Origin of the sequence: Streptococcus sanguinis (assembly GCF_003943655.1) — a bacterium.
Classification (GTDB): domain Bacteria; phylum Bacillota; class Bacilli; order Lactobacillales; family Streptococcaceae; genus Streptococcus; species Streptococcus sanguinis_F.
The window spans coordinates 64,155-85,334 of record NZ_RJMM01000005.1; the positions used below are offsets into that span (position 1 = coordinate 64,155).

Consider the following 21,180-nt stretch of genomic DNA (forward strand, 5'->3'; position numbering starts at 1 on the left):
TGACTTTCCTTGAGTAAACCCTTGTTTCAGGAGTATTCTATGTTTATCATTGAAATTTTCATCTCTATTATTTACGGAATCATCGAAGGAATCACAGAATGGCTGCCGATTTCTAGTACAGGCCACCTGATTTTGATTCAAGACTTTATCCAGTTTAAGAATCAAAGTCCAGCCTTTATGGAAATGTTTAATGTCGTTATCCAGCTGGGAGCTATTTTGGCGGTTGTCGTTATCTATTTTGACAAGCTAAACCCTTTTAAACCAGGCAAATCAGCCCGTCAGGTTCAAAAGACCTGGCAGCTTTGGGCTAAGGTCGTCGTGGCAGCCTTGCCGGCTGCTGTTATCGGCTTATTCTTGGATGATTGGTTTGAAGCGCATTTCTACAATCTAGTATCTGTATCAGTGATGCTGATTGTCTATGGGGCGGCTTTTATCTATCTGGAAAGGCGGGAGCATGAGGAGCCTGCTGTGACAGATTTAGCTTCTCTTCCTTACAAGACTGCCTTGCAAATTGGTCTCTTTCAGGTTCTAGCTCTCTTTCCTGGGACTAGCCGTTCTGGTGCCACCATTGTCGGTGGTCTCCTGAATGGTGTCAGTCGTTCTGTCGTGACAGAGTTCACTTTCTATCTGGGGATTCCTATTATGTTTGGTGCTAGTGGCTGGAAAATTCTCAAGTTTATCAAGAATGGGAACAGTCTGGGATTTGGGCAAATCTTCTTGCTCTTAGTTGCCATGGGGGTTGCCTTCGGTGTTAGTCTAGTCGTGATTCGTTTCCTGACAGACTACGTCAAAAAGCATGACTTTACAATTTTTGGGAAATATCGGATTGGCCTAGGCGGTGTGCTTCTGGTTTATGCAGCAATCAAAGCCTTGATGGGTTAAAAAGGTAATTTTAATGTTTCCCTGACTCTTTCTCATGTAATGAAATAATAAGCTCTCGGAATTTTCTGAGAGTTTTTTCTTGCAAATTCCATTTTCAAAGCGTTACTAGCTATTTTTTGAAATACGGGGGATTTTTTAGTATAATAGTAGGACTAGAAGTGTATGAGGTAGAGATATGGAAATGAAACAGATTAGTGATTCGACCATAAAAATCACGATTCAGCTGGAAGATTTGGAAGAGCGCGGCATGGAAATGGCTGATTTCTTGGTTCCCCAAGAAAAGACGGAAGAGTTTTTCTATACCATCTTAGATGAGTTGGAGATGCCGGATAATTTTTTGGACAGCGGTATGCTGAGTTTTCGAGTGACGCCTAAACCAGATAAGGTGGATGTGTTTGTTACCAAGTCTAAGTTGGATAAGAATCTGAGTTTTGAGGATTTGGCAGATTTGCCAGACATGGACGAGCTGTCTCATATGTCTCCAGATGAATTCCTCAAGACATTGGAAAAGAGCATTTTTGAAAAGAGTAAGGAAGACATAGAAGCAGTCCAATCTTTGGAAACAGCCGAAGCAGAGGAAAGGGAGCAGCTTTCTCAGGAGGCGGCTGATGAGCAGTCGGCGGAAAATGCAGAGCGTTACATTTACTACATCCTGCGTTTTGAAGATATTAAAGCTGCTGCGGCTTTTGCCCAGACGGTGGACTATAAGATTGACTTATCAGAGCTTTATAAGTATGATTCAGCTTATTATTTGACGATTTTAGTAGATGTTGAGGGCTTTCCAGAGCGCTATCCAGCTTGGCTCTTGGCCAAGATGCGTGAATTCGCAGATGATTCAGATATCACTCGGGCAGTGCTGCAGGAGCACGGTCATCTTCTTTTGGTGACAGATGCCGTCTCCGGCCTGCAGAAGGTTGAATGCCTATGATTACTTTTCCTTTAAAGTTTATCTTGGTATTGCTGGGAACTTTTTTTATCGGGGTGATTCTAACACCCTTGGTTCGGCTCCTAGCCTTTAAGATTGGTGCGGTAGATTATCCCAATGCTCGTCGCATCAATAAAAAGCCCATGCCTAGCAGTGGCGGGCTGGCGATTGTAGCGGCTTTTTCTATCTCTACTCTGCTCTTGATGCCGCAGATTGTTGCTGTAGATTTTTTTGGACAGACCTATTTTGATTATGTTTGGCCGGTCGTTCTAGGTGGTTTGATTATTGCCTTTACAGGGCTGGTCGATGATATCAAAGAACTATCGCCTATGTTGAAAATGGGTGGAATTGTTCTAGCAGCCAGCCTAATCTGGTGGCTGACTGATTTCCGATTGGATGATTTTAAGATTCCTTTTGGCGGACCTTTCCTGCATTTTGAGCCTTGGCTGTCCTATATTTTGACAGTGGTGTGGATTATTTCTATCACCAATGCGGTTAATTTGATTGACGGTCTGGATGGTCTGGTGAGTGGGGTGTCCATCATCTCCTTGGTGACGATGGGGATTGTTTCTTACTTCTTTTTGCCCCAGCACAATCTCTTTTTGACCCTGACAATTTTCGTCTTGGTCTTGTCAATTGCGGGCTTTTTCCCTTACAATTACCACCCGGCTATCATTTATCTTGGTGATACGGGGGCTCTCTTCATCGGCTTTATGATTGCTGTTCTGTCCTTGCAAGGACTAAAAAATGCGACAGCTGTTGCTGTGGTGACGCCTATGATTATCTTAGGAGTGCCGATTACGGATACTTTTCTGGCGATTATCCGCCGTACTCTATCTGGTCAGAAATTCTACACGCCTGACAAGCACCATCTTCATCATAGACTCTTGTCCTTGGGATTGACTCACCGAGGAACAGTACTGGTTATCTACGGGATTTCGCTGGTCTTTGCCATGATTTCTCTCTTGTTGAATGTTTCCAGTCGAATTGGGGGCGTGCTCTTGATGATTGGCTTACTTCTGGGAGTTGAGCTCTTTGCTGAGTTGGTCGGAGTTTTGGGACCTAATCGTACTCCTTTGCTCAATATTCTCCGCTTTATTGGGAATTCCTCCTACCGAGAGGAAGTTCGGCGGAAATGGCGTCAAAAGAGGGATAAATAAGAATAGCTCTAAACAAAATAAAAGCCTTTTGGGCTTTTTTTTGGTATACTAAAGTATGTAAATCAGCTAAGCAAAGAAAGGAAAAAGAAATGTCTGTCTTAGAAATCAAAGATCTTCATGTTGAAATCGAAGGGAAAAAAATTCTCAAAGGAGTGAATCTCACTCTGAAAACGGGGGAGGTTGCAGCTATTATGGGCCCGAATGGAACAGGGAAGTCCACCTTGTCTGCAGCTATCATGGGCAATCCTAACTACGAAGTGACTCAAGGAGAGGTGCTTTTTGATGGAGTCAATATCTTAGAATTGGAAGTGGATGAGCGTGCTCGCATGGGACTCTTCCTGGCTATGCAGTACCCTAGTGAAATTCCTGGTATTACTAATGCAGAGTTTCTACGTGCAGCTATGAATGCTGGCAAGGAAGAAGAGGAAAAAATCTCTGTCCGCGACTTTATCATGAAGCTGGATGAAAAGATGGAACTGCTCAACATGAAAGAAGAAATGGCTGAGCGTTACCTTAATGAAGGTTTCTCCGGTGGTGAAAAGAAGCGCAATGAAATCCTGCAGTTGCTCATGCTTGAGCCGACTTTTGCACTCTTGGATGAGATTGACTCAGGTCTGGATATCGATGCTCTTAAGGTTGTGTCCAAAGGGGTTAATGCTATGCGCGGTGAAGGCTTTGGTGCTATGATTATCACCCACTACCAACGCTTGCTCAACTATATCACTCCTGATGTGGTTCATGTCATGATGGATGGTAAAGTCGTTCTTTCTGGCGGTCCAGAATTGGCAGTCCGCTTGGAGAAAGAAGGCTATGCCAAATTGGCTGAAGAGTTGGGCTTCACCTATACCGAAGAAGCCTAGTCAAACATTCTTTTGACTTTGATAAAAGATAGGAGAATGACATGACTAAAGAATTAATTCAAGAATTTTCACAGCTACATGCAGAGCCAGACTGGCTCTTTCAACTGCGCCAGCAGGCCTTTGATAAGATTGACCAGTTAGAATTGCCGCGTATTGAGCGGGTTAAATTTCATCGCTGGAATCTGGGAGACGGCCGTATTTCAGAAAGTGAGCCGCTGACAAGTGTTCCAGACTTTACAGCCCTAGACGACAATCTCAAGCTTGTTCAGTTGGGAACTCAGACTGTTCTGGAGCAATTGCCAGCTGACTTGGCAGCGCAAGGCGTGATTTTCACTGATTTCCACTCTGCTTTGGAAGAGATGCCAGAGCTGGTAGAGAAGCATTTTATGTCTGCGGTCAAGTATGACGAGGACAAATTGGCGGCTTACCACACTGCCTATTTCAACAGCGGTGCAGTTCTTTATGTGCCGGACAATGTTGAGATTGATCAGCCGATTGAAGGAATTTTTTATCAGGACAGCGAAAGCGATGTTCCTTTTAACAAGCATATTTTGATTATCGCAGGCAAGCATTCCAAAGTTAACTACTTGGAACGCTTGGAAACTTATGGTGAGGGCTCTGTTCCAGTAACAGCCAATATCACTGTCGAAGTTATTGCTCAAGCTGGCGCTCAGATTAAGTTTTCAGCTATTGACCGCTTGGGCGAAAATGTAACGGCTTATATCAGCCGTCGCGGTAAGCTGGACAACGATGCTATGATTGACTGGGCCATTGGCGTTATGAACGAAGGCAATGTCGTGGCAGACTTTGACAGCGACCTCTATGGCAAGGGCAGCCATGCGGATATGAAAGTGGTGGCTCTCTCAAGCGGTAAGCAGGTTCAGGGAATTGATACCCGCGTAACTAACTATGGCTGCAACTCTATCGGAAATATCCTGCAGCACGGGGTTATCCTGGAAAAAGGAACCCTGACCTTCAATGGTATCGGTCATATTATCAAAGGGGCTAAGGGAGCAGATGCCCAGCAGGAAAGCCGGGTTCTCATGCTGTCTGATCAAGCTCGCTCAGATGCTAATCCCATCCTCTTGATTGATGAGAATGATGTGACAGCTGGTCACGCGGCTTCTATCGGCCAGGTGGATCCAGAGGATATGTATTATCTCATGAGTCGAGGTCTTGATAAGGCGACGGCTGAACGCTTGGTCGTGCGTGGTTTCCTAGGCTCAGTGATTGTGGAAATCCCTGTTAAGGAAGTCCGTGATGAAATGATTGAAAATATCGATATTATTCTCGCAAAAAGATAAAAAGCTGGGCCTTGTCCCTTGTAAGTAGATAGGAGTCTTCATGTCTGGATTTAATGCAGAAGCAATCAAGCAAGATTTTCCCATTTTGGACCAAATTGTCAATGATGAGCCTTTGGTTTATTTGGACAATGCGGCGACAACCCAGAAATCTAAGCAGGTGCTAGATGCCATTGAGGAATACTATCTTAGAGACAATGCCAACGTTCACCGCGGTGTGCATACGCTAGCCGAGCGAGCGACAGCATCTTATGAAGCAGCCAGAGAAAGAGTTCGCTCTTTTATCAATGCGTCTTCTAGCAGAGAAGTCCTCTTTACACGAGGAACCACGACGAGTCTCAATTGGGTGGCTCAGTTTGCGGCTGAAAGGTTGCAGCCTGGTGATGAAGTGATGATTTCTATCATGGAGCACCATTCCAATGTCATTCCCTGGCAGGAAGCTTGTAGGAAGACCGGAGCCAAGTTAGTCTATGTCTATCTCAAAGACGGTGCTCTGGATATGGAAGATTTCCGTGCCAAGCTCAATAAGCGGACCAAATTTGTCTCTCTGGCTCATGCTTCTAATGTCCTCGGGGTTATCAATTCCATCAAGGAGATTGCCCAGTTGGTTCATCAGCAAGGAGCGCTTTTGGTGGTGGATGGGGCTCAATCCATTCCGCACATGAAGATTGATGTACAGGATTTGGATGTGGACTTCTTCGCCTTTTCGGGGCATAAGATGGCAGGCCCGACTGGTATCGGAGTTCTCTATGGCAAGGAAGAATTGCTAGAAGAGATGTCGCCAGTCGAGTTTGGCGGCGAAATGATTGATTTTGTCTATGAGCAGGAAGCTACCTGGAAGGAGCTCCCGTGGAAGTTTGAGGCCGGCACTCCGAATATGGCAGGAGCAATCGGTCTTGCGGCAGCCATTGATTATTTGGAAGACTTGGGCATGGATGCCATTGCCCAGCATGAACAGGACCTGATTGCCTATGTATTTCCTAAGCTGCAGGAAGTGGAAGGCTTGACCATTTATGGCTCTCAGGATTTGGCCCAGCGCTCAGGTGTGATTGCCTTTAATCTGGACGGTCTCCATCCACATGATGTCGCGACAGCTCTGGATTACGAAGGAGTGGCTGTTCGGGCGGGTCACCATTGTGCTCAGCCTCTGCTCACCTATCTGCAGGTGCCAGCGACTGTTCGAGCCAGCTTCTATATCTACAATACCTATGCGGATTGCGACAAGCTGGTAGATGCTTTAGAAAAGACAAAGGAGTTTTTCAATGGCGCTTTCTAAGTTAGACAGTCTTTACAAGGCGGTTGTGACCGACCACTCAGCTCACCCCCATCATCATGGGAAACTGGAAGATGTGGATCAGGTAGTCCTCAATAACCCGACCTGTGGGGATGTTATCAGTCTGTCTGTCAAGTTTAATGCTGAAAATCAGATTGAGGATATTGCCTTTGTAAATTCTGGCTGTACCATCTCAACGGCTTCAGCCAGCATGATGACGGATGCGGTTCTGGGTAAGACAAAAGAGCAGGCGCTGGAATTAGCAGAAGTTTTCTCGCAGATGGTTCAGGGCCAAGAAGACAGTCGCCAGAAAGAATTGGGAGATGGCGCCTTTTTAGCAGGCGTTGCCAAATTCCCGCAGCGGATTAAGTGTGCGACCTTGGGTTGGAATGCCCTCAAGCGAGCAATTGAAGAAGATAAAAAGTAAGAATGTGAAAGGAAATTATGTCAGAAGAAAGAGTAGAACCAAAACCGATTGATCTCGGAGAGTACAAGTTTGGTTTCCATGACGATGTTGAACCTGTCCTCTCGACAGGGAAAGGGCTGAATGAAGCGGTCATTCGTGAGCTTTCTGCAGCCAAGGATGAACCAGAATGGATGCTGGATTTCCGCCTCAAATCCTACGAGGCTTTCAAGAAGATGCCGATGCAGACTTGGGGACCGGATTTGTCGGAAATTAATTTTGATGACTTGATCTATTACCAAAAGGCCTCTGATAAACCTGCTAGAAGTTGGGATGAAGTGCCTGAGAAGATTAAGGAAACCTTTGAGAAGATTGGGATTCCAGAAGCAGAGCGGGCCTACCTGGCTGGTGCGGCTGCCCAGTATGAGTCCGAAGTGGTCTACCACAATATGAAGGAAGAGTTCCAAAAGCTAGGAATCGTCTTTACGGATACCGACTCAGCTCTCAAGGAATACCCAGAGCTCTTCAAGCAGTATTTTGCTAAGCTGGTCCCTCCAACAGATAACAAGCTAGCAGCTCTCAACTCCGCCGTCTGGTCTGGTGGTACCTTCATCTATGTGCCAAAAGGTGTCAAGGTAGATGTTCCCTTGCAGACTTATTTCCGGATTAACAATGAAAATTCTGGTCAATTTGAGCGGACTTTGATTATTGTCGATGAGGGCGCTAGCGTCCATTATGTTGAAGGATGTACAGCTCCGACGTACTCTAGTAATAGTCTACATGCAGCAATTGTCGAAATTTTTGCTCTTGATGGTGCCTATATGCGCTACACCACTATTCAAAACTGGTCTGATAATGTCTACAACCTCGTGACCAAGCGGGCGAGGGCTATGAAAGATGCAACGGTTGAGTGGATTGACGGGAACCTCGGTGCGAAAACGACTATGAAATATCCGTCTGTCTATCTGGATGGACCTGGAGCGCGAGGAACTATGCTTTCCATTGCCTTTGCCAATACCAATCAACACCAAGATACAGGGGCTAAGATGATTCACAATGCTCCTCATACCAGCTCATCTATCGTGTCCAAGTCTATTGCTAAGGGCGGAGGTAAGGTGGATTACCGCGGTCAAGTGACCTTTGGAAAGAATTCACAGAAATCCGTCAGCCATATTGAGTGTGATACGATTATCATGGATGATATTTCGGCATCAGATACCATTCCCTTTAATGAAATTCATAACTCTCAAGTAGCTCTAGAGCATGAGGCCAAGGTTTCTAAGATTTCAGAAGAGCAGCTCTACTATCTCATGAGCCGTGGCTTGTCCGAATCCGAAGCCACCGAAATGATTGTCATGGGCTTTGTTGAGCCTTTCACCAAAGAATTACCTATGGAATACGCTGTTGAGCTTAACCGCTTGATCAGCTATGAAATGGAAGGATCAGTTGGGTAAAGCTTCGTCTAAGCGAAATTTTGAATCACTGCTTGAAGACACGCATTGTGAGTTAATATTCAAAGATGTTTGCTAGCTCTAGTCCAACATTTAGAAAACATACAAAACAACCGCGAATCATTTGATTCGCGGTTGTTCTTTATAATTTCTCGTTGACATAGCGGACAAAGTCATTCCACCAGACCTTGAAGAAGATACTTTTTTCTACCTCTTGGCCTGCCACCATCGTGACAGAAGGCGCTTTGTTTTCCAGATAACCTTGGCCGATTGGCTCAGGGTCGGTATAGGTCAAGGTTCCGAGCTCAGTATTTTTTTTCAGCGGAGCTTGGAAGCCTTTTTCGTTGGTGGAAAATTCCACCTTGTGCTCAGCCTGATTGGCGATGCGCTCAATGATGGTGAAATCCTTGCTGGCGACGGCTGGAACGGTCTTTTGCTTGCCGTCAATAACGGTTGAATTACTTTTATTGTAGGTCTCCCCCTCAGCCACAATGGTCGTCTGAGTGAAGTTTTGCGAAACATAGTTCATCAAAGATGCTGTGGCTACAAAGCGTGCGTAGGGGTCGCCGTCGGTTTGCTCAACGTCCAGCACAACAGTAATCATGCGGATACCATTTTCAGTAGTCGTCGCAACAAAGGAAGAGCCTCCCTTATCCGAACTGCCGGCTTTGAGTCCGTCTACACCTGAGCGGAAGTTGGACTGGTTTTCCAACATGAAGTTATAATTTTCCAGACTCGTCCCTGCAATTTTAGCTGTGGACTTGGAAGTGATGTCTGTCACTTGAGGGAAGTCCATAATCAGATGCCGGCTGATAACAGCCAAGTCGTAGGCACTGAATTTATTTTCAGTGTCCTTGCTTTTTTTAGATGTGCTAGCTGAGGCGCTATACTCTGTTTCTTCAGTTGCGTATTCTAGAAGAAGAGTATTCAGCCCTGTGGAGTTCACAATAGTAGCATCTTTGATTCCCCATTCTTTAAGCTTGGCCTTCATCATTTGGACGAAATTTTCTTCGCTGCCTCCAACCTTTTCAGCCAAGGCAATCGTGGCACTGTTGGAGCTGGACATCAAGGAAGCGGCAATCAAGTCCTTGGCTTTGTAACGTTTGGCTTCCAAAGGGACATTGCTGATATTTGGATTAGATGTTAGAGTGTAGGCGTAGTCTGAGATATCAACATAGGTATCGGCAGTCAGGTCTCCTCTGTCAATGGCTTCATAGACCAGATAGACGGTCAAAAGATTGGTGATGGAGCCGACTTCGATTGGAGTATTAGCATCTTTTTCGTAGAGAATCTTTCCGGAAGTAGCGTCTACAGCTATTGCACTCTTAGCTGCAATGTTGAAATCATCTGCTGCAACCTTGCTGGCGGTCATTCCGACCAAAACTAGTAAACATAGGAATAATCGTTTCATTTCTTTCCCCTAAAACAAGATATAACCATTGTATCATAAAAAGCTCTTTTCTTTCACAAATGAAGGATAATAAAAATATTACAGAATAGATGTAAAAAGGCGCTGATATTGACTTTAAACGCATTTTTATAAAGTTTAGCATAGAAAAATATGACAATAATTAAAAAATATTTGAAATAACACAGTTTATAAGGCTGAAAAATAGAAAATTATTACTTTTTTACATAAAGCGTTTACTTTTTTAGAAAAATATTGTATAATAATACAATATACTGAATTGAGAAGGAGAATGCTCATGAAAAAATCTAAATGGTTGGCCATTACTGGACTGACAGTCGTGTCAACACTGATTTTAGCTGCTTGTGGAAACTCTAGTGCCAGCAATACCTATTCTTATGTCTATTTGAGTGACCCTGATACTTTGGACTATGTCAATTCAAATCGGGCTACTACGTCCGATGTTATTACAAACTTGGTGGACGGCCTTTTAGAAAATGATAAATATGGCAATTTGGTTCCATCTATTGCGGAAGACTGGACTGTTTCAAAGGATGGTTTGACCTATACCTATAAGCTTCGTAAAGATGCTAAGTGGTACACATCAGATGGTGAAGAATATGCAGAGGTTAAAGCACAAGACTTTGTAGCAGGTTTGAAGCACGCGGCAGATGAAAATTCTGAAGCTCTTCCTATCGTCCAAAGCTCTATCAAAGGCTTGGATGCCTATGTCAAAGGAGAGTCTAAAGACTTCTCAACAGTTGGAGTAAAAGCAGTTGATGACCACACGGTCGAATACACGCTCAACCAGCCAGAAAGCTACTGGAACTCTAAGACGACCATGGGGATTCTGTTCCCCATCAATGAGGATTTCTTGAAGTCACAAGGCAAAGATTTTGGTACCGTAAAACCTTCTTCCATTCTTTATAACGGACCTTATGTTCTGAAAGCATTCACTTCTAAGTCTGTCATTGAATATGCTAAAAACCAGAACTATTGGGATAAGGACAATGTCAAGGTTGAAAATATAAAACTGACTTATTTTGATGGTTCGGATCAGGAATCCTTGATCCGCAACTTCTCAGACGGGGCTTATTCTCAAGCACGGCTTTACCCTACGAGCTCTAACTATGCTTCTGTAGAAAAGCAGTACAAAGACAATATTATTTACACACCACAGAATTCAACTAGTTTCTATTTTGCTTTCAATCTGAATCGTAAGACTTATAATCATTCGTCTAAGACATCAGATGCTCAAAAGGCATCAACTACAGCTGCTATTCAAAATAAAGACTTCCGTCAGGCAATCAACTTTGCCTTTGACCGGACATCTTTTGGAGCTCAGATGAATGGTAAAGATGGGGCGACTAAACTCATCCGTAGCTTGCTAGTTCCTCCTAGCTTCGTGCAGGTTGATGGCAAAGACTTTTCAGATGTAGTAGAGAGCAAACTTCCTACATACGGTGATGAGTGGAGCGGTGTCAAACTGACAGATGCCCAAGACAGCATCTACAATGCTGATAAAGCCAAGGCGGAATTTGCCAAGGCAAAAGAAACCTTGCAAGCTGAAGGTGTAGAATTCCCAATCCATATTGACGTCCCTGTCGATCAGTCTGACAAGGTTTTGGTACAACGGACGAATTCCTTCAAACAGTCTGTCGAATCAGCGCTTGGCCAAGAAAATGTCGTTATTGATGTTCAGCAAATGTCAACAGATGACTTTGATAATTCTGCCTACTTTGCAGAAACAGCAGCTCAGAAAGACTACGATCTCAACATGTCTGGCTGGTCAGCAGACTACCAAGATCCATCAACTTATCTGAATATCTTTAACCCTGAAACAGGTGATGCTGCAGATAATATTGGTATAGAAAAAGGGAAAAATGCTGATGTGGCAAATAAGGTTGGCTTGAATGAATACAAGGCTTTGCTGGATGAAGCTGATCAAGAAAAACAAGATACAGATGCTCGTTACACCAAATACGCAGCAGCTCAGGCTTGGTTGACGGATAGCTCCATTGTTATTCCTAGTGTTTCTGGTGGTGGTTCACCAGTCGTTCAGAAGGTTGTGCCATTTACCAAGTCTTACTCTTATGTCGGAATCAAAGGAGATGCCTATGTCTTTAAGAACATGGAGCTCCAAAATGATATTGTTACAGCTAAAGACTATGAAGCGGCTCTTAAGAAATGGGAAAAAGAAAAGGAAGCATCCAATAAAAAAGCCCAAGAAGACTTAGAAAAACACATTAAATAAGGTTCTGAACCGCGAGCTTTTGATTCTTTATAAACAGTTTGGAATCAAAAGTTTGTGAATACGATAAAGCGAGACTGAGACATTTTGTCCCAGTCTCTTTTTTATATGACTCTCTATTGCATTGAAGCGTTTACATCCTGTCGCAGAAGTGCTATAATGAAAGTAATCTTAATGAAAACTGGAGGAAGTTTATGAAAACATCTAAGTTAGCTGCAGCTGCTGGGCTTGTCATTCTCTCTGCAGGAATTCTGGCTGCCTGTTCGTTTGGTGGCTCCAATTCATCTGGGAAAAACTATAGCTATGTTTATACGGCAGATCCAGATACGCTGGATTACACTGTGTCCAATAAGCGGGCAACCAATGAGATTATGGCTAATGTAGTGGATGGTTTGCTAGAAAGCGATAAGTATGGTAACTTAGTGCCTTCTCTAGCGGAAGATTGGACCGTTTCAAAAGATGGTCTAACCTATACTTATAAGCTTCGTGAGGGAGTGAAATGGTATACTTCTGATGGTGAAGAGTATGCAGATGTGACTGCTAAGGACTTTGTGACCAGTCTGAAGCATGCCGCAGACAGCAAGTCTGAGGGTCTCTATATCATTCAAAAATCTGTTAAAGGCTTGGACGACTATGTCAATGGTAAAATAACTGATTTCTCCCAAGTGGGTGTCAAGGCGGTGGATGATTCTACTGTTCAATACACTTTGAATCAGCCAGAAAGTTTCTGGAATTCTAAGACAACCATGGGGATTCTTTTCCCAATTAACGAAGAATTCCTGAAATCAAAAGGTGACAAGTTTGCTCAGGGAACGGATCCGACCAGTGTCCTCTATAACGGTCCGTTTATCTTGAAATCTATCACTTCGAAATCTCAAATTAGCTTAGAGAAGAATCCAAACTATTGGGATAAGGAAAAGGTGAAAATTGACACTGTCAAATTTTCTTACTACGATGGTCAAGATACAGAATCTCTAGTGCGTGGCTTCTCTGACGGCAACTACACCATTGCTCGTCTTTTCCCAAATAGCTCCAACTTTGCCAGTGTGAAGAAACAGTATGGCGATAATATCGTCTACACTCCTCAAGGTTCAGGAACCTTCTTTGTCACAACTAATATCGACCGTCAGTCTTACGAGCATACTTCTAAGACAACGGATGCACAGAAATCTTCTACTAAGAAAGCACTGCTCAATAAAGATTTCCGTCAGGCTCTGCTTTTTGCCTTTGACCGTACTGCCTATTCTGCACAAACCAATGGTGAAGAAGCAGCAGACAAGCAGCTTCGTAATACCTTTGTTCCGCCAACCTTTGTACAAGCTAATGGTAAAGAGTTCGGCAGCATTGTAGAAGAAAATCTGGCTAGCTACGGTGATGAGTGGAAGGGAGTCAAATTAGACGACGCTCAGGATGGTCTTTATAATCCAGAAAAAGCCAAGGCAGAATTTGCCAAAGCTAAGGAAGCGCTGCAGGCAGAGGGAGTAGAATTCCCTATTCATCTGGATATTCCGGTTAGCTCAGCAGATACCAATGGTGTTAAGAGTGTTCAGTCACTGAAGCAGTCTATTGAATCCAATCTTGGCTCTGACAATGTGGTGATTGACATTCAGCAGATGACAGATGATGAGTTGAATAACATCACCTACTTTGCGACCTCGGCATCTCAAGAAGACTGGGACTTAAATAATAATCTTGGCTGGAGCCCAGATTATAACGATCCATCTTCTTATTTGGAAATCACTGGCTCTAAGACTGGTGAGAATGTTGACGGCTACTTTGGATTTGATCCTGGTACAGACAATGCGGCAGCTAAAGAGGCTGGCTTTGAAGAATATGACAAACTCTTGGAAGACGCAGCTGCGGAAAACGAGGATATTAACAAACGTTACGAAAAATATGCTGCAGCTCAGGCTTGGCTGACAGACAGTGCTCTGTTGATGCCAGCTTGGTCATCTGGTGCAACACCAAGTGTCCGTAAGGTTGTTCCATTCTCAGGACCATTTGCTTGGACTGGAAACAAGGGTGAATACAGCTTTAAATATGTTGAAATCCAAGATAAACCAATAACGACTAAAGATTATGAAAAAGCGCGTGAAAAATGGGCAAAAGAAAAGGAAGAATCCAATAAAAAAGCTCAAGCAGAACTCGCAGAACATATCAAATAAATCAAGAAAATCCCATTGTAGCAACAGTGGGGTTTTTGATGATTTGAGAGATAGAATAAGCGAGTTTGAGCTTATCTAATCCTATATAGCAAACATGCAGGAAGCCTGATTACATAAACATCTTAGGGTGTTAGTGAGCTAACTTAATATTCTGAAAATTTATTTTACTTTTAGTACTATCTATGCTATAATCTTAATTAAATCTAAAAATCTAAAAGATGGAGAAACCCATATGAAACAAAGCAAAGTCCTTGCGTTAGCAGGAGTTACTCTTCTTGCGGCTGGCTTTCTTGCAGCTTGCTCAGGCTCTAAGCCAAACACAAAGTCAGGCAGCTCAGACTCTTCAAACACCTTTAATTATATCTACGAGACAGATCCTGAAAACTTGAACTATCTCACTTCAAGTAAAGCTGCTACAACAGACTTGACTGCCAATGTTATTGACGGTCTTTTAGAAAACGACCAATATGGAAACTTGGTTCCTTCAATGGCAGAGGAATGGACTGTATCCCCAGATGGGAAAACTTACACTTACAAACTTCGCAAAAATGCTAAGTGGTATACTTCCGAAGGTGAAGAGTACGCAGATGTCACAGCAGAAGACTTTGTTACAGGTCTTAAGTATGCAGCAGACAACAAATCTGAAACAATCTACTTGGTTCAGGATTCTGTCAAAGGGCTTAAGGACTATATTTCTGGGAAGATTGATTTCTCAGAAGTAGGGATCAAAGCAGTCGATGATCATACCGTTGAGTATACTCTTAATGAGCCAGAAAGCTTCTGGAACTCTAAGACTACAATGGGAATTCTCTACCCGGTAAACAAAGACTTTTTGAAAAACCAAGGTGATAAGTTCGCTCAAGCAACCGATCCAACAAGCTTGCTTTATAACGGACCTTTCTTGCTCAAATCATTGACTTCAAAATCTGAAATTCAATTTGAGAAGAATCCTAATTATTGGGACAAAGAAAATGTTCACGTAGATGCAGTTAAACTCTCTTTCTATGATGGACAAGATCAAGGGAAACTAGCTGAGCAGTTCAGTCAAGGTGCTCTGACAACAGCCAGACTCTTCCCGACTAGTGCGACTTATGAAAAGGTTGAAAAAGACTTTAAAGATAATATCGTTTATACACCTCAAGATGCCTCAACTTTCTTAGTAGGTACAAACATTGATCGTCAGTCGTACAACCATACGGCTAAGACATCAGAAGCTCAAAAAACTTCAACTAAGAAAGCCTTGCTTAACAAGGACTTCCGTCAGGCTTTGACCTTTGCCTTCAATCGTGAGTCCTATGCATCTCAGATTAATGGTAAGGACGGAGCAGACAAACTTCTTCGTAACCTTTACATCCCACCTACATTTGTGCAGGCTGGTGACAAGTCCTTCGGTGACTTAGTTAAGGAAAAAGTAGTAACTTATGGCGACGAATGGAAAGACGTTGACTTCTCAGATGGTCAAGATGGTCTCTATAACGAGAACAAAGCAAAGGCTGAATTTGCTAAAGCAAAAGAAGCTTTGAAAGCTGATGGAGTAGAATTCCCAATTCATCTGGATATTCCGGTTGATCAAACAGCTACTTCTAAAGTACAGCGCGTTCAATCCCTCAAGCAATCCATTGAGAAGACTTTGGGAACAGATAATGTTGTGATTGATGTTCACCAATTGTCTAAGGATGAAGTGACTAACATTACCTTGTTTGCTCCTTCTGCTGCTGAAGAAGACTGGGATATTTCAGACAATGTCGGCTGGACTCCGGACTATCAAGATCCATCTACTTATCTTGACATCATCAAACCTGGTGGTGAAAATACCAAGACCTTCTTAGGATTTGATGGCACAGATAATGCCGCAGCGAAACAAGTTGGTTTGGATGAATATACCAAGCTAGTGGACGAAGCGGGTGCAGAAAAGCAAGATTTGAACAAGCGTTATGAAAAATATGCGGCAGCTCAGGCTTGGCTAACTGATAGTGCTTTGTTGATTCCGGTAACTTCTAGAACAGGCCGTCCAACCTTGACTAAGGTAGTACCATTCTCAGCACCGTTTGCTTGGTCTGGTGCTAAGGCGCGTGAAGCAGCAAGTTATAAGTACATGAAATTACAGGATGAGACTGTAACTACAAAAGATTATAATAGCGCTCAGGAAAAATGGAATAAAGAACGTGCGGAATCTAATAAAAAAGCTCAAGAAGAATTAGCAGACCACGTGAAATAAGCTTGCTAAGAGAACTTTCTCTAATAGAGGAGAAAGTTCTTTTGGAATTTAAAGGAAACGATAAATGAAAAAATATATTTTTATGCGTATCTTACGCTCAATTGTGTCGATTTTCTTGGTGACAACCCTGACTTATGCCATTATCTATACTATGGTGCCAAGAAGGTTGATTTTCAAGCAGGATCCTAACTATAATAAAATAGCGACCAATAAAGATAAAAAAGCTAACTATGAAAACACCATCTTTGAGCGGATGGGTTACATTGACTATTATGATACTAAGGAACTGCAGGAGAAGGCTAGCAAGGAAGATTCCTCAGTTACAACAGAAGCTACAGAAGCAAACAAGAAGATTTATCAGAAGTATATTGATAAACTTGGTAATGGTTGGAAATTGCAGAAATTTCCACTGAGCGGAGAATTCTACGCTGTACGCGAAGTACCTGTGTATGAACGTGTCTTTGAGTTCTATGCTAATTTGATTCAAATTGACCATCCAAATGTTATCCAAGATGAGGAAAATCCAAACCTAGAGCGTTATATCCGGTTTGAAAATGATCCTTCTGTTGGCTGGTCTCTTGTGGGTTCAGGTACCAAGCATAAGTATCTGCTGTACTTTAACGGTCAGTTCCCATTTGTCCACCAGAACTTTATCACCTTTAATTTAGGTAATTCTTATCCGACCTATGCTAATATCCCTGTTCTGCAAGTTATTACACAGGGACAAGGACAAACTAAGTCTTCTGAAGTTCAATTCCCAACAGGTAAAAAGACATCATCTGTTAACATTTACTCTCGTACCTATAAGACGCCAAGCAAAGCCGACTCACAGGATATTGCTAAGTTTGGTAAGGGAGATGCTTATACGGCGACTCAAAGCAACTATCAAAATCCATCCATGATTACCAGCTCAGCCATTATCGGTTTGATTGGTGTGGCTCTGTCTTATCTGATTGCTATTCCACTCGGATCCTACATGGCTCGACTCAAGAATACATGGTTTGATAGCATTTCTACAGCGGGCTTGACCTTTATGATGTCACTGCCAACCATCGCCTTGGTTTACATCGTTCGTTTGGCGGGGTCTGCTGTTGGTCTTCCAGACTCCTTCCCAATCTTGGGAGCAGGAGATTGGCGTTCTTATGTCCTTCCAGCTGTTATTTTAGGGCTTTTGAGTGCTCCTTGGACAGCTGTTTGGATTCGTCGTTATATGATTGACCTGCAGTCTCAGGACTTTGTCCGCTTTGCACGTGCTAAGGGTCTCTCTGAAAAAGAAATTTCTAACAAGCACATCTTTAAAAACGCTATGGTGCCGCTGGTATCTAGTATCCCAGCTTCTATCGTTGGTGTTATTGCAGGTGCGACTCTGACAGAAACTGTCTTTGCCTTTCCTGGTATGGGTAAGATGCTGATTGATTCCGTTAAGGCATCCAATAACTCTATGGTTGTTGGTCTTGTATTCATCTTCACATGTCTGTCTATCTTTGCCCTCTTATTGGGTGACATTCTGATGACAGTACTGGACCCACGTATCAAGTTAACATCAAAAGGAGGTAAATAATGGCTACAATTGATAAAAGCAAATTCCAATTTGTCAAACGTGACGATTTTGCCTCTGAAACGATTGATGCTCCAGCCTATTCTTACTGGAAGTCAGTCATGCGTCAATTTCTGAAAAAGAAATCAACCATTACCATGCTGGGGATTCTGATTGCCATTATTCTTATGAGTTTCATTTATCCTATGTTTTCAAACTTCGACTTTAATGACGTGAGCAAGGTAAATGATTTTAGCATGCGTTATATCAAGCCAAGTGGTCAATACTGGTTTGGAACGGATAGTAATGGTAAGTCTCTCTTTGACGGTGTTTGGTTTGGTGCCCGTAACTCTATTCTTATTTCGATTATTGCGACGGTTATTAATCTGGCTATCGGAGTTATCATTGGCGGTATCTGGGGAATTTCCAAAACAGTTGACCGTGTCATGATGGAAATCTACAATATCATTTCAAATATCCCAGCCCTCTTGATTGTCATTGTCTTGACNTACTCTATCGGTGCTGGTTTCTGGAATCTTATTTTTGCCATGACGATTACTGGTTGGGTCGGTATTGCCTACACTATCCGTGTGCAGATTATGCGCTATCGGGATTTGGAATACAACCTTGCCTCTCGTACTCTTGGTACACCGACTCTCAAGATTGTTACGAAGAACATTATGCCGCAGTTGGTATCTGTTATCGTGACTACCACTTCACAGATGTTGCCAAGCTTTATCTCTTACGAAGCCTTTCTGTCCTTCTTTGGATTAGGTCTTCCTGTAACAGTGCCAAGTTTGGGACGCCTGATTTCAGATTATTCTCAAAATGTGACGACGAATGCCTACCTCTTTTGGATTCCACTCACAACTCTGATTTTGGTATCTCTTACCTTCTTCGTAGTTGGTCAAAACTTAGCTGACGCCAGCGATCCACGTACACATAGATAGGAGTAAATATGACAAAGAATGAAAATGTAATATTGACTGCTCGCGATATTGTCGTGGAATTCGATGTTCGCGATCGTGTCTTAACCGCCATTCGTGGAGTCTCTCTGGACTTGATTGAAGGCGAAGTGCTGGCTATTGTTGGTGAATCAGGCTCAGGAAAGTCTGTATTAACAAAGACCTTTACTGGTATGTTAGAAGAAAATGGCCGTGTAGCTAAAGGAACTATTGACTATCGCGGAAAAGATTTGACAACTCTTCGTAATAATAAGGATTGGGAGCCGATTCGCGGTGCAAAAATTGCGACTATCTTCCAAGATCCGATGACGAGCTTGGATCCCATTAATACGATTGGGAGCCAGATTACAGAGGTCATTATCAAGCACCAAGGAAAATCAGCCAAAGAAGCTAAAAAAATGGCCATTGACTATATGAGTAAGGTCGGGATTCCAGATGCGGAAAAACGTTTCGAAGAATATCCTTTCCAATACTCGGGTGGTATGCGTCAGCGGATTGTTATTGCTATTGCTTTGGCTTGCCGTCCTGATATTCTTATCTGTGATGAGCCGACAACGGCCCTTGATGTAACGATTCAAGCGCAGATCATTGACTTGCTCAAATCCTTGCAGCAAGAATATCATTTCACAACCATCTTTATTACGCACGACCTTGGTGTTGTGGCTAGTATTGCAGATAAGGTTGCGGTCATGTATGCCGGTGAAATTGTAGAATACGGTACAGTTGAAGAAATCTTCTACGAGCCAAAACATCCTTATACATGGAGTTTGCTATCCAGTTTACCTCAGTTGGCAGATGCGAATGGTGCGCTCTACTCGATTCCTGGTACTCCACCGTCACTTTATTCACCAATCAAAGGGGATGCCTTTGCTTTGCGTTCTGACTATGCCATGTCAATTGACTTTGAAGAAGAAGCACCGGCTTTCAATGTGTCAGATACTCATTGGGCTAAGACATGGTTGCTGCACGAAGATGCGCCTAAGGTTGATAAACCAGAGATTATCGAAAACCTGCATGAAAAAATTCGTTCAAAAATGGGCTTCAATCAATTAGAAGCTTAGGAGGAAGGAAATGACTGAAAAATTAGTTGAAATTAAAGATTTAGAAATTTCCTTCGGTGAAGGAAGTAAGAAATTTGTGGCAGTTAAAAATGCAAATTTCTTCATCAATAAGGGAGAAACTTTCTCTCTTGTAGGAGAGTCAGGCTCTGGTAAGACTACTATTGGTCGAGCTATTATTGGCCTTAATGATACCAGTGCAGGTGATATCTTCTATGAAGGCAAAAAGATTAATGGTAAAAAGTCAAAAGCAGAAGAAGCAGACTTGATTCGCAAAATTCAGATGATTTTCCAAGATCCAGCTGCCAGTCTGAATGAGCGTGCTACCGTTGACTACATCCTTTCTGAAGGTCTCTACAATTATCACTTGTTTGATAGCGAAGAAGATCGTCAAAGAAAAGTCAAAGATATCATCAATGAAGTTGGCTTGTTAGCTGAGCATTTAACTCGCTATCCTCACGAATTCTCTGGTGGACAGCGTCAGCGGATTGGGATTGCTCGTGCTCTGGTCATGCAACCAGACTTCGTAATTGCAGATGAGCCGATTTCTGCCTTGGACGTATCTGTTCGGGCTCAGGTTTTGAATCTTTTGAAAAAATTTCAAAAAGAGCTTGGCTTGACCTACCTGTTTATTGCCCATGACCTTTCGGTAGTTCGTTTTATTTCTGATCGTATCGCCGTGATTTACAAAGGTGTCATTGTAGAAGTGGCAGAGACAGAGGAGTTGTTCAACCATCCTGTCCATCCCTACACACAGTCCCTGCTCTCAGCTGTTCCAATTCCAGATCCAATCTTAGAGCGTAAAAAAGTCTTGAAGGTCTACGATCCTGAACAGCACGATTATTCTGTTGATAAACCAGAAATGGCAGAGATTCGTCCAGGACACTACGTCTGGGCTAATAAAGCTGAACTCGAAAAGTATAAACAAGAACAAGAATAGAAAAAATGTCCGAAAGGGCATTTTTTTGCGCATTTAAAAAAGATATAGAATGTAAATTAATCGATCGGCCACAAAGGTATGTAATATCAACCACTAACTTAAAAACCATAATTTTTCAAAAAAATGTAAAAAAAATTAGAAAAGGTATTGACAAGAGGTGTGGTTGGGTGATATACTAATATAGTTGTCGCGAAAGACAAAGCCCTTTGAAAACTGAACAAGACGAACCAAGTGCAGGGTGACATAGAGATATGTAACCTGTCAAAAAAACGAGAATAAATCTGTCAGTGGACAGTAATGAGTGCGAACTCAAACTTTTAATGAGAGTTTGATCCTGGCTCAGGACGAACGCTGGCGGCGTGCCTAATACATGCAAGTAGAAC

The 21,180-nt window shown here is 42.8% G+C and carries 16 protein-coding genes and 1 rRNA gene; 16 read left to right on the forward strand and 1 reads right to left on the reverse strand.

The annotated features are described in order from the left end of the window. Positions 1-39: 39 nt before the first annotated feature. The 8 genes from D8886_RS04040 to sufB all read left to right on the forward strand — a co-directional run bounded on the left by D8886_RS04040 (position 40) and on the right by sufB (position 8,258). A complete protein-coding gene (locus tag D8886_RS04040; RefSeq protein ID WP_125434304.1) occupies positions 40-882 on the forward strand; it encodes an undecaprenyl-diphosphate phosphatase in 843 nt (280 codons plus the stop codon). 175 nt (positions 883-1,057) lie between these two features. Continuing rightward, positions 1,058-1,810: an adaptor protein MecA gene (gene mecA, locus D8886_RS04045; protein WP_002911767.1), complete on the forward strand. Its 753-nt coding sequence runs from the start codon at positions 1,058-1,060 to the stop codon at positions 1,808-1,810. Continuing rightward, positions 1,801-2,967: a glycosyltransferase family 4 protein gene (locus D8886_RS04050; RefSeq protein ID WP_125434305.1), complete on the forward strand. Its 1,167-nt coding sequence runs from the start codon at positions 1,801-1,803 to the stop codon at positions 2,965-2,967. Before mecA ends, D8886_RS04050 begins: the two co-directional genes overlap by 10 nt. Before the next feature lie 89 nt (positions 2,968-3,056). After that, a complete protein-coding gene (sufC, locus tag D8886_RS04055) occupies positions 3,057-3,827 on the forward strand; it encodes a Fe-S cluster assembly ATPase SufC (RefSeq protein WP_011837463.1) in 771 nt (256 codons plus the stop codon). Between the two features lie 41 nt (positions 3,828-3,868). Continuing rightward, a complete protein-coding gene (gene sufD, locus D8886_RS04060) occupies positions 3,869-5,131 on the forward strand; it encodes a Fe-S cluster assembly protein SufD (RefSeq protein WP_125434306.1) in 1,263 nt (420 codons plus the stop codon). A gap of 40 nt (positions 5,132-5,171) precedes the next feature. Then, complete coding sequence (locus D8886_RS04065) at positions 5,172-6,404, forward strand: cysteine desulfurase (RefSeq protein WP_125434307.1); 1,233 nt, start codon at positions 5,172-5,174, stop codon at positions 6,402-6,404. Beyond that, positions 6,391-6,828 carry a Fe-S cluster assembly sulfur transfer protein SufU gene (gene sufU / locus D8886_RS04070; protein ID WP_125434308.1) on the forward strand — a complete coding sequence of 146 codons (438 nt, stop codon included), beginning with the start codon at positions 6,391-6,393 and terminating at the stop codon, positions 6,826-6,828. The genes D8886_RS04065 and sufU overlap by 14 nt, the downstream gene beginning before the upstream one ends. Before the next feature lie 17 nt (positions 6,829-6,845). After that, positions 6,846-8,258, forward strand: coding sequence for a Fe-S cluster assembly protein SufB (sufB, locus tag D8886_RS04075; RefSeq protein ID WP_002893631.1), 1,413 nt, complete (start codon positions 6,846-6,848; stop codon positions 8,256-8,258). Between the two features lie 139 nt (positions 8,259-8,397). On the opposite strand, the gene pbp3 is transcribed toward sufB, so the two are convergent. Then, a complete protein-coding gene (pbp3, locus tag D8886_RS04080) occupies positions 8,398-9,666 on the reverse strand; it encodes a D-alanyl-D-alanine carboxypeptidase PBP3 (protein ID WP_002920145.1) in 1,269 nt (422 codons plus the stop codon). Between the two features lie 295 nt (positions 9,667-9,961). On the opposite strand from pbp3, the gene D8886_RS04085 reads away from it, so the two are divergent. From D8886_RS04085 to D8886_RS04125, 8 genes are all read left to right on the forward strand, one after another. Next, entirely contained in the window at positions 9,962-11,917 is a 1,956-nt protein-coding gene (locus tag D8886_RS04085) for a peptide ABC transporter substrate-binding protein (protein ID WP_032911845.1), read from the forward strand. Positions 11,918-12,108: 191 nt separating this feature from the next. Then, a complete protein-coding gene (locus D8886_RS04090; RefSeq protein ID WP_125434309.1) occupies positions 12,109-14,079 on the forward strand; it encodes a peptide ABC transporter substrate-binding protein in 1,971 nt (656 codons plus the stop codon). Between the two features lie 232 nt (positions 14,080-14,311). After that, positions 14,312-16,297 (forward strand): peptide ABC transporter substrate-binding protein, encoded by a 1,986-nt coding sequence (locus D8886_RS04100; protein WP_125434310.1) that lies wholly within the window; start codon positions 14,312-14,314, stop codon positions 16,295-16,297. Between the two features lie 64 nt (positions 16,298-16,361). Then, positions 16,362-17,858: an ABC transporter permease gene (locus tag D8886_RS04105; protein ID WP_125434311.1), complete on the forward strand. Its 1,497-nt coding sequence runs from the start codon at positions 16,362-16,364 to the stop codon at positions 17,856-17,858. Beyond that, positions 17,858-18,784 (forward strand): oligopeptide ABC transporter permease OppC, encoded by a 927-nt coding sequence (gene oppC, locus D8886_RS04110; RefSeq protein WP_002908085.1) that lies wholly within the window; start codon positions 17,858-17,860, stop codon positions 18,782-18,784. The genes D8886_RS04105 and oppC overlap by 1 nt, the downstream gene beginning before the upstream one ends. An 8-nt stretch (positions 18,785-18,792) precedes the next feature. Continuing rightward, complete coding sequence (locus D8886_RS04115; protein WP_002908886.1) at positions 18,793-19,860, forward strand: ABC transporter ATP-binding protein; 1,068 nt, start codon at positions 18,793-18,795, stop codon at positions 19,858-19,860. A 10-nt stretch (positions 19,861-19,870) separates the two neighbouring features. After that, a complete protein-coding gene (locus tag D8886_RS04120) occupies positions 19,871-20,797 on the forward strand; it encodes an ATP-binding cassette domain-containing protein (protein ID WP_125434312.1) in 927 nt (308 codons plus the stop codon). Between the two features lie 316 nt (positions 20,798-21,113). Next, positions 21,114-21,180: ribosomal RNA gene (locus tag D8886_RS04125) — 16S ribosomal RNA — on the forward strand; the annotation flags it as partial.

Bases quoted from the DNA above. Each gene is read 5' to 3' on its own strand.
- D8886_RS04040 (WP_125434304.1), top strand. From the start codon at position 40: ATGTTTATCATTGAAATTTTCATCTCTATTATTTACGGAATCATCGAA.
- mecA (WP_002911767.1), top strand. From the start codon at position 1,058: ATGGAAATGAAACAGATTAGTGATTCGACCATAAAAATCACGATTCAG.
- D8886_RS04050 (WP_125434305.1), top strand. From the start codon at position 1,801: ATGCCTATGATTACTTTTCCTTTAAAGTTTATCTTGGTATTGCTGGGA.
- sufC (WP_011837463.1), top strand. From the start codon at position 3,057: ATGTCTGTCTTAGAAATCAAAGATCTTCATGTTGAAATCGAAGGGAAA.
- sufD (WP_125434306.1), top strand. From the start codon at position 3,869: ATGACTAAAGAATTAATTCAAGAATTTTCACAGCTACATGCAGAGCCA.
- D8886_RS04065 (WP_125434307.1), top strand. From the start codon at position 5,172: ATGTCTGGATTTAATGCAGAAGCAATCAAGCAAGATTTTCCCATTTTG.
- sufU (WP_125434308.1), top strand. From the start codon at position 6,391: ATGGCGCTTTCTAAGTTAGACAGTCTTTACAAGGCGGTTGTGACCGAC.
- sufB (WP_002893631.1), top strand. From the start codon at position 6,846: ATGTCAGAAGAAAGAGTAGAACCAAAACCGATTGATCTCGGAGAGTAC.
- pbp3 (WP_002920145.1), bottom strand. From the start codon at position 9,666: ATGAAACGATTATTCCTATGTTTACTAGTTTTGGTCGGAATGACCGCC.
- D8886_RS04085 (WP_032911845.1), top strand. From the start codon at position 9,962: ATGAAAAAATCTAAATGGTTGGCCATTACTGGACTGACAGTCGTGTCA.
- D8886_RS04090 (WP_125434309.1), top strand. From the start codon at position 12,109: ATGAAAACATCTAAGTTAGCTGCAGCTGCTGGGCTTGTCATTCTCTCT.
- D8886_RS04100 (WP_125434310.1), top strand. From the start codon at position 14,312: ATGAAACAAAGCAAAGTCCTTGCGTTAGCAGGAGTTACTCTTCTTGCG.
- D8886_RS04105 (WP_125434311.1), top strand. From the start codon at position 16,362: ATGAAAAAATATATTTTTATGCGTATCTTACGCTCAATTGTGTCGATT.
- D8886_RS04115 (WP_002908886.1), top strand. From the start codon at position 18,793: ATGACAAAGAATGAAAATGTAATATTGACTGCTCGCGATATTGTCGTG.
- D8886_RS04120 (WP_125434312.1), top strand. From the start codon at position 19,871: ATGACTGAAAAATTAGTTGAAATTAAAGATTTAGAAATTTCCTTCGGT.